At 72.8% G+C, this 8,207-nt stretch carries 10 protein-coding genes; 5 read left to right on the forward strand and 5 right to left on the reverse strand.

The features are described from left to right. Nucleotides 1–598: 598 nt before the first annotated feature. The 3 genes from ABZS54_RS40645 to ABZS54_RS40655 are packed head-to-tail and all read right to left on the reverse strand — an operon-like array spanning nt 599 to nt 2,864. Entirely contained in the window at nt 599–1,576 is a 978-nt protein-coding gene (locus tag ABZS54_RS40645) for a hypothetical protein (protein WP_355547744.1), read from the reverse strand. Continuing rightward, nucleotides 1,576–2,178, reverse strand: a complete 603-nt coding sequence (locus tag ABZS54_RS40650; protein ID WP_355547747.1) for an RNA polymerase sigma factor — start codon at nt 2,176–2,178, stop codon at nt 1,576–1,578. The genes ABZS54_RS40645 and ABZS54_RS40650 overlap by 1 nt, the downstream gene beginning before the upstream one ends. After that, a complete protein-coding gene (locus tag ABZS54_RS40655) occupies nt 2,175–2,864 on the reverse strand; it encodes a TetR/AcrR family transcriptional regulator C-terminal domain-containing protein (protein ID WP_355547750.1) in 690 nt (229 codons plus the stop codon). Before ABZS54_RS40655 ends, ABZS54_RS40650 begins: the two co-directional genes overlap by 4 nt. Nucleotides 2,865–2,998: 134 nt before the next feature. On the opposite strand from ABZS54_RS40655, the gene ABZS54_RS40660 reads away from it, so the two are divergent. The 3 genes from ABZS54_RS40660 (at nt 2,999) to ABZS54_RS40670 (ending at nt 5,841) form a co-directional block, all read left to right on the forward strand. Then, complete coding sequence (locus ABZS54_RS40660; RefSeq protein WP_355547753.1) at nt 2,999–3,397, forward strand: cupin; 399 nt, start codon at nt 2,999–3,001, stop codon at nt 3,395–3,397. A gap of 35 nt (nt 3,398–3,432) precedes the next feature. Beyond that, complete coding sequence (locus ABZS54_RS40665) at nt 3,433–4,923, forward strand: MFS transporter (RefSeq protein ID WP_355547768.1); 1,491 nt, start codon at nt 3,433–3,435, stop codon at nt 4,921–4,923. A 240-nt stretch (nt 4,924–5,163) separates the two neighbouring features. After that, nucleotides 5,164–5,841: a L,D-transpeptidase family protein gene (locus ABZS54_RS40670; protein ID WP_355547756.1), complete on the forward strand. Its 678-nt coding sequence runs from the start codon at nt 5,164–5,166 to the stop codon at nt 5,839–5,841. A gap of 122 nt (nt 5,842–5,963) precedes the next feature. On the opposite strand, the gene ABZS54_RS40675 is transcribed toward ABZS54_RS40670, so the two are convergent. Then, on the reverse strand, nt 5,964–6,812 hold the full coding sequence (locus tag ABZS54_RS40675) for a helix-turn-helix domain-containing protein (protein WP_355547759.1): 849 nt from the start codon (nt 6,810–6,812) through the stop codon (nt 5,964–5,966). Between the two features lie 190 nt (nt 6,813–7,002). On the opposite strand from ABZS54_RS40675, the gene ABZS54_RS40680 reads away from it, so the two are divergent. Continuing rightward, complete coding sequence (locus ABZS54_RS40680; protein ID WP_355547762.1) at nt 7,003–7,227, forward strand: hypothetical protein; 225 nt, start codon at nt 7,003–7,005, stop codon at nt 7,225–7,227. Next, on the forward strand, nt 7,191–7,880 hold the full coding sequence (locus ABZS54_RS40685) for a hypothetical protein (protein ID WP_355547771.1): 690 nt from the start codon (nt 7,191–7,193) through the stop codon (nt 7,878–7,880). The genes ABZS54_RS40680 and ABZS54_RS40685 overlap by 37 nt, the downstream gene beginning before the upstream one ends. Here the strand turns inward: ABZS54_RS40685 and ABZS54_RS40690 are convergent. Beyond that, nucleotides 7,837–8,207: TetR-like C-terminal domain-containing protein (locus ABZS54_RS40690; RefSeq protein ID WP_355547765.1), on the reverse strand; the 371-nt coding region annotated here is incomplete at its 5' end. The two genes, ABZS54_RS40685 and ABZS54_RS40690, sit on opposite strands and share 44 nt — an antisense overlap.

Genomic DNA, 8,207 nt, shown 5'->3' on the forward strand with positions numbered 1-8,207 from the left:
CGGTCGCAGCCGCGTCGGAGGCGGGCGACTGCGGCTGCGACGCGCCTGCGCGGCGGCGGCGACCACCGGACTCCGGTGCGGAACTCAAAACGACCCCCCGAGAGTGCTGTCGTCAAACCGATGCCGCGTTGCCGCGGATTGGCTCGACACCGTACCGGGCGGCCGGAACGGACCATACATGTGCCGGCTGCGGGCCATTCGGAACGGCAGCCTCGGGGGAACGGACGGCGCACCGGACCCGATGGTTGCAGCGTGGATGATTGATCCGGGTATGCGTCCGTCACGGCTCACCGGCGGGCCGCGGCAGGGCATGGACGAAGCGGTCGACAAACGACAAAGACGGCGCCGCCCTCGGGGGGAGGGGACGGCGCCGTCGCTCTGGCGTCGGTGAGCGGGATCACCTCTCGGCGGGGGGCACGCCGCGACTCCAGCCGAACGGTAATTCACGGCGGCAAAGGTTGGGCCCGGGGACACCCGTTCACCGACTGATTCGTACAACGAGCGAACCCGGGCGAGCATTCCCGGCACAGCGGTCGGATCGGCCGAGGTCCGGTCGGAGCGGGCATCCGCAGCCGGGATCAGGTCGGCCGGTGGCTGCTCAGCGGGCGCCGGCGGTCCACGGCAGGGCCGGCCGGCACGTGGCGGGATCGGGTTCGACGCGACCCCGATAGTCGAGCACCCGGCCGTCGGGGGTACGGACACATTCCGCCGATTCCGGCTTCGGCACGTCTCGGGCGGAGTCCCAGATCAGCTTGCCCGCGGCGTCGTAGCCGCGGATCCGGGGACCGCTGCCGGCCTGGAACGCATCGGCGGCCTCCTGCGTGTACCCGACGCTCTCCGCCGCGTACCAGACGCCGCCCGCCATGATCGCCGGGCGCTCGCCGGTGCCCCGATCCATGGTGATCCGCGCCACGGGGGCGTCGTAGCGGCCCGCGGAGAAATCGGTCCAGCTCGAACCGGTCCTGGTGCCGCCACCGTGGTCGATCTGGACGGTCCCGGTGAGCAGTTCGAAATCCTCTCGGATGCGGAGTGCCGAGGGAAGGTCGGACCCGGAACACTGCAACGCGTTGTGCCCGGCCGTGTCGACCGCGATGGCGTAGATGTGCCCGGGATCGGCGGGCCGCGGGTTGCGTACCACGAAGTACGGGCGGTAGCCGCTCGCGGTGGCCGGGTCGAGCCTGGCGGCGGCGCATGCGGCGACGAATCGGGCGGCTTCCGCGTCGGACACCGCGACCTCCGCCGGCACCGGCACCTGCTTGAGCGGCAGCGGACGGTCCACGACGGAGGGTGTCCGGGTGGGTATCGACCCCGAGTTGGCCGGTCCCGGGACCCGGGTGGCCTCGTCGTCGCCGGTGATCCCGAGCAGGACCCCGGTGACCAGGCCGCCCACCGCCGCCGCGGCAGCCAGCGGGAGCAGCACCCGGCGCGGCGGGATCAGTCGGCCCAGGGTCCGCCGGCGGGTCGTGGGCAGTGCCGGCGCCGGGGAGTCGGTGTAGGGGAGGAGGGCGAGCAACTCGGTGCGGCGGGCGGCGCTGTGCGGCAGGTCGCGCTCGGCCGGGATCGGGTTCGAGGGCATCACAAAGCCTCCTCGGCGATGATGCGGCGGTCGGGGGAGGACGGTGCGTATTCGCGCAGGTCGTCTCCGAGTCGACGGCGAGCCCGGTGCAGGCGCGACTTGACGGTGCCGACGGCCACGCCGAGCGCGGTGGCGGCGGCCTGTTGGTCCAGGCCGCTCCATACGCACAGTTCGATCACCTCGCGTTCGTGCGCGGGCAGCCGGCCGACGGACGAGCGCAGCGCGACCAGAACGCGCTCCTCGTCGATGCGATCGGCGACGTCCTGGGCGTGGTCGGGGACCGGTGACGGGGTGGGCAGCCGTTCCTTGAGCGCCTGATAGCGCCGACGGGACCGGCCGCCGTTGGCGGCGGTGTTGCGGGCGATGCCCAGCAGCCACGGCAGCGCGCTGTCCCGGTCCAGGGTGACGGCGCTGCGATGGCGCCAGGCGTCCAGGAAGACCGTCGAGGTCAGATCCTCGGCCTCGGCCCAGGAAGCGGTGCGGCGGGCCAGGAAGTTGTAGACCGCGCGGGAGTGCCGGTCGAAGATGGTCCCGAACGAATCGGGTTCACCTGCGCACGCCCTTTCCCACAACTCGCGATCGGATATCGGGGTGATGGTCACACCCTGTCTTGTCCGGCGGGCCGTTCCGGGTTCCCGGCGGCCGGACGACTTTCCAGACCGGCGAGCAGCAGGTCCAGACCGGCGTGGAACTCGATCTCGGGCGTGCTCGCGGCGGCGGCGCCGGCGATCTCGATCAGGTACGGGAAGCGCTCGGCGGGCAGCGCCCGGGCCCGGTCGGTGATCGCCCGGACGTCCTCGTCCGGCGCGATCGACAGCGGGCCGGCCAGTTCGGCCTGAGCGAAGCCGGTGACGAAGCCGGTCACGGCACGGAACGCGTACAGCAGGTCGGCCCCGCGTCGGCCGCTGCGAGCGAGCGCTCGCAGCAGTGCCTCGCCGTGCGCCAGGGTCCCCGGGTCGGTGATCCGGCGGGTGAGGATCAGCGGGATGACGTCCGGATGGGCGCGCACCGCAAGCCAGTTCGCCTCGGCCAGCCGGCGTGTCTCGATCCGCCAGTCGGCGTCCTCGGCGTGTTCGGTGACCGCCGGCAGCGCGTCCGCCAGCACGGCCTCGACGAGCAGCCCCTCAAGGCCCTCGCGCCCGTCCACGTAGTTGTAGATCGTCATCGCCCCGGTGCCCAGTACCGCGGCGAGGCTGCGCATGGTCAGCGCGGCCAGGCCGTGGGCGTCGACCAGGGTCAGGGCCGCCGCGCGCAGTTGCTCGCGGCTGAACTTTCGGGGCGCGGGCACGATGCTCCTCCTTGACGTACGTACAACGTACGTGTTCGACTGACGCTGTTCACGTACAGAGTACGTCAATGCGGGCGCGACTCTCGCCGGGCCTGCCCGGCGCGCCCGACCTCCCTTTGCGGCAAGGAGTTTCGATGACCCACGTCGACCTGTTCGAATTCGCCCTCCGATTGGCCGACGGCGGCCGGATCGATGCCGGCGAGCGCCGGATGGACGGTGCCACGACCGGTTGGCAGGTGAGCGCCTTCCACGCGGAGACGGACGCGGACCTGCACGCCGACCACTGGGAGATGCACCCGGCCTCGGACGAGGTGGTGTGCGTGTGGACGGGTGCGGTGCGGATGATCCTGCGCGCCGAGGACGGGGTCGGCGAGGAGCCGCCGGTCACGCTGCGACCCGGCGCCGCGTTCGTGGTGCCGCAGGGGCGGTGGCACCGACTCGAACTCGGCGCGCCCGCCGACCTGATGTCGATCGGCCGACGCCTGGGGACCCGCTTGGAGCGGCACGCCGAGACGATGCGGGGGCAGGCGTGACCGCCACGATCGACGCGCCGGCCGACCCGGTCCGGATGCCGCGTGCCACCCGGATGTTGCTGGTCGTGGTGCTGACCGTGCAGTTCACCATCGCGCTGGACATGTCGGTGGTCAACGTGGCCCTGCCGGACATCCGGGACGACCTGGGCTTCGGCGCCGACGGGCTGCCGTGGGTGGTGAACGCCTACGCGTTGAGCTTCGGCGGGCTGCTGATGCTCGGCGGCCGGATAGGTGACCTGATCGGGCGTCGCCGCACGCTCGTCGCGGGGCTGACCGCCTTCGGCCTGGCCGGTCTCGCGGGCGGCCTGGTGACCTCGCCCGGTGCGCTGATCGCCGCGCGTGCGGTGCAGGGGATTGGCGCCGCCGCGCTCGCACCGGTGGCGTTCGCGCTGATCACCGTGACGTTCCCGGCCGGGCCCGCCCGGTCGAAGGCGCTCGGGTGGTGGGGCGCGACGGCTGCGGCCGGCGGCGCCTTCGGGGTGCTGATCGGGGGGCTGCTCACCGAGTCGGTGGGCTGGCAGGCGGTCATGCTGATCAACGTGCCGATCGTGGCCTTCGCGCTGCTCGCCACGCTGCGACTGCCGGCCGATCGACCCGAGCCCGGCCGGGCGCCCAGGCTGGATCCGGCCGGCGCGCTGCTGGTCACCGCGGGTGCGACCACGTTGGTCCTGGGTGTGGTGCGGGCCGAGCGGCAGGGTTGGGGGTCGTTCGTGACGATCGGTACGCTCGCGACGGCGGGAGTCCTGCTCGCGACCTTCGTACTGGTCGAACTGCGGGCCGCCGAGCCGCTGTTGCGGATGGGCCTGCTGACCCACCGGCCCGTGCTGGGCGCGAATCTGTTCATGATGCTGCTGTTCTCCGGCCAGTTCGCCGCGTTCTACTTCACCTCGCTCTACCTCCAGCAGGTGCTCGACTACGGACCGGCCGCCGCCGGCGCGGCCTTCGTGCCCTTCTCCGGCGGGATCGTGATCGGCTCGGTGTTGGCAACCAGGATGGTGGCCCGCCTCGGGCTCGGCCGGCTACTGGGGCTGGGCGGGGCGCTCGTGGCGGTCGGCTTCGGTTGGTTCGGGTTCGCGTTCGATGTCGACGGCACGTTCCTGCGCTCGATCCTGGGCCCGTCGCTGGTCGCGAGCATCGGCGCCGGACTGTGCTTCGTGCCGCTGGGTACCGCCGCGACCGCCGGGGTGCCCGCGCACGAGGCCGGGATGGCGGGCGGATTGATCAACAGTTCGCGGCAGATCGGCGGTTCGATCGGCTTGGCCGCCCTGGTCACCCTGGCCGCCTCGGTCACCGGACCGAACGGTGGCGCCTCGAAGCCGGAACTCGCGCACGGCTACGCGGTCGCCCTGGACGCGGCGGGCGGCCTGCTCGTGGTGGCGGCGGTGGTCGCGCTGGTGCTGGTGCCGGCGAAGGTCGGCGGAGCACGGGCAGGGGAGCATTCCCCTGCCGCGACGAGCGGTTCACATCGAGCCGCGGGCCAACCACGGGTCTGCGACAAGCGAAGGAGGGAAGGAGTGAACTCATGACATTCACCGAGCGGTATCGGCGCCCCGGTCGGATCGCGGAACTCGGCAGCCACGGCGCAGATATCGGCCGCTTTCGCCGTGTCGCGTGGGGTTGTGACCAACCGGTGCGCCGACGGAGGTGCGGCTTTGCTGACTCTGCGTCAGAATGACGGAGCATAGAAGCCCGCATACCCGCCGGTGATCGGCGTACGGGCGTGCCGCACGAGCATGCGGGCGAGCGTACGACTCGAGGGGAGACTGATGAGTGTATTCACGCGTGTGTGTCGTCGAGCGGGTGCGGCGGTGGCCGCGGCCACCGTGCTGATTCCGCTGAGCGTCGTCCTCGCCGCGCCCGCGAGCGCGGCGCCCTCCGCGTGTACGGCGCGGACCGGGCCGTATCAGCGCCAGGTCGAGAAGGCATTGGGGCTTGAGGCGGACGGCCGGCAGTCCACCGCGGACTGCCGGGCCATCCGGACTTACCAACAGGAACACGGCATTCGCCCGGCGGCCGGATACGCGGGCCCCGTCACCTACGGCGCGCTCCAGCGCAAGGGCGCCGAGGGCGGCTGTCCGACCGACGTCGGTCGGATCGCTTGTGTGGACCTGGGCCGGCAGGTCAGCTGGATCCAGGACGGCGCCAAGCGGATCTACGGGCCGGTCGCCATACGTTCCGGACGGGACGGCTTCGAGACCCGCACCGGCCTGCACAAGGTCTACTACCGCGCGCAGAACCACTGGTCCACGCTCTACGACGTGGCGATGCCGTACAGCCAATTCTTCGACGGCGGCATCGCGTTCCACGCGATCGACGGTTCGATCACCTCACCACCCGGCTCACACGGTTGTGTCAACATGCGGCCGGGGGACGCCCGGGCGTACTGGGGACTGCTGCACACAGGCGACGAGGTGTACGTGTACGGGCGCAAGCCCGGGACGTGACACGCGCGTTCGGCCGCCACCCCGACCGGCCCGGTCGTCGGCTCGCGACCGCCGGGCGGTCGAAGGCGGCGATCCGTTCGACGACCGGCCGGCGGAGCGAGTCCGCCGGCCCCGACCTCGGGTCAGACCGCGCGCAGCGCGCCCGGGTGCCGGCCGGTGAGGTGGTCCAGCGCGGCCGAGGTGGGCTCGTCGACGGGGAGGTAGACGAGGAGGGTCTGGTCGACATCGGCCAGGTCGAGGATCTCGCGCTCCAGGCGTAGCTCGCCCGCCTCCGGATGGGCCAGGCGCTCGACGCCGACCCGGCGCGGCGGCGTGGCGGGTGAGGCCAGGCGAGCGGTGAACGCGGTGCCGGCGGTGCCGGCCAGCCCGTCGACGAAGTCCTGTACGTACGGATCGTCGAACGCGGCCGCCATTCGCAGGATCGCGGCGTGTTCGTCGGCTATCCGCTCCCAGTCGGGATAGGCCGCGCGCGCCCGCGCGTCGGTGAACACGTAGCGCACGAGGTTGGGTTGCTCTTCGTCCAGGATGCCCAGTGGGCGGGCGAGGCGCTCGTAGCCGTTGGTGAACGCGAGCACGTCTGCGAGTCGGTCGACCAGCAGCGCCGGAGCCGGCTCGAGTCGGTCCAGGAGCGCGCGCACGGTGGGGCGCACGGCTCGCGCCGGCGGCTGCCCGCCCGTGAACGGGAACACCTCGCCCGCGGCGGCCTTGGCCAGCCGGCGCACGTGCACGCGCTCGTCCGAGGTCAGCCGGAGCGCGTCCGCCAGCGCCGCCAGGACCTGGCCGGACGGGCGGCGGTCGCGGCCCTGTTCCAGCCGTGTGAGGTACTCGACGCTGACCCCCGCCAGGGTCGCCAACTCGGACCGGCGCAGGCCCGGGGTGCGCCGCCGGGGGCCGTCGGGAAGCCCGACGTCGGCGGGTCGGACCACCGCGCGGCGGACGCGGAGGTACGTACCAAGTTCGTTCTCGCTCACGGTCCGCAGTCTATGGCGAGCCGGCGGCGCGATCGTGGCCCCGGCGGTGCCCGTCTCGGCACGGCCTTCCTCGGCACGGCCTTCCTCGGCACGGCCTTCCTCGGCACCGGCCGACCGAGCACGGTGGGCAACGCGCCGGGCCGGACTTCGGCCGGACGCTGCTCGCACCCCCGTCGCTTCGAGCAATGCCATGTTCATCGGCTACGCCGTGGTCAGCGCCCTGTTCGCCGTCGTACTCGCCGCCTCGGCGGTGATCACCATCACCCGTCAGGAGGCGATCGTGGCGCAGATGCGGAGGCTGCGCGTGCCGGACGGTCGGTTCCCGGGTCCGGTGGTGGCCAAGGTGGCGGCGCGCTCGGTCTGTTGGCCGGTCTCGCCGTGCCCGGATTGGGGGTTGCCGCCGCGATCGGGCTGATCCTGTACTTCGTCGGCGCGCTACCGGCGCACCGGCGACTGCGCGACTACGCGCTCGCTCCGGCGGCGGTGTTCGTGCTCGTCGCGGCCGCCGCCCGGACGCTTCGGGTGGCTTCGAGCCGAGGCCGCTCAGTGGTCGGCACGGCGTACGCCGCTCGCGCTCAGGCGCTGGATGTCGGTGACCGTCTGGGCCAGGACGGCGAGTTGGCGGCGGAACGCGACGAAGTCGCGGGCCTGCCAGGCGAGCGCGGCCTGCTCCAGCGCGTGCTCCACGGCCCGCTCGTAGTGCGCCCGGGTCGCGTCGTCCACCCTGGACAGCACGGCCGCGTCGATGTGCGGGCGCAGGGGGCTGTCGTCGATGACGATGCGCACGTTCGGGCGTTCCATGGCGTCAACGGTCGCATCGCCGGCCGGAATCGGGCAGCCGGCGCATGGGGCGCGCATCGATGCGGACGGCGAGCGGTCGGGGGTGGAACGGCCGGTCGCGGCCCGGCGGGTGCGCGGGCGGACGTGCGGCTCGGGGTGGCGCCCCAGGATGTCCGCCGGGGCCTGTCTTCGATCCTGTGTCGCGGATCCCGACGCGGATGGAAGGCACACCCCAAGGCGCGTCCTAGGAGGCGGAGCCGATCAGGGCCGCGGTGGTGGCGGAGGTGAGTCGGTCCAGGTAGTCGTCGGTGAGCGGGGTGCGGGTGACCGCCAGGCGCCAGTAGAGCGGGCCGACGATGAGGTCGAGGGCCAGGTCGACGTCGAAGCCCGGCGGGAGTTCGCCGCGACCGTCCGCGGCCCGGAGCACGGCGGTGCCGATCCGGCGCTGGGTGCCGTGCAGCACGGTGTCCAGCTTGCGGGTGATCTCCGGATTGCGAGCCGCCTCGGCGAGCAGGTCGGGGATGATCTGCGAGGCGAGCGGGTGGCGCAGCGCGCGAGCGGCCTCGGCGACGGACCGACGACCCGGCAGCCGGCGGCGCGGGACTCGCGGCGACC

The sequence above is a fragment of the Embleya sp. NPDC005575 genome (assembly GCF_040605455.1).
Taxonomy (GTDB): Bacteria; Actinomycetota; Actinomycetes; order Streptomycetales; family Streptomycetaceae; genus Embleya.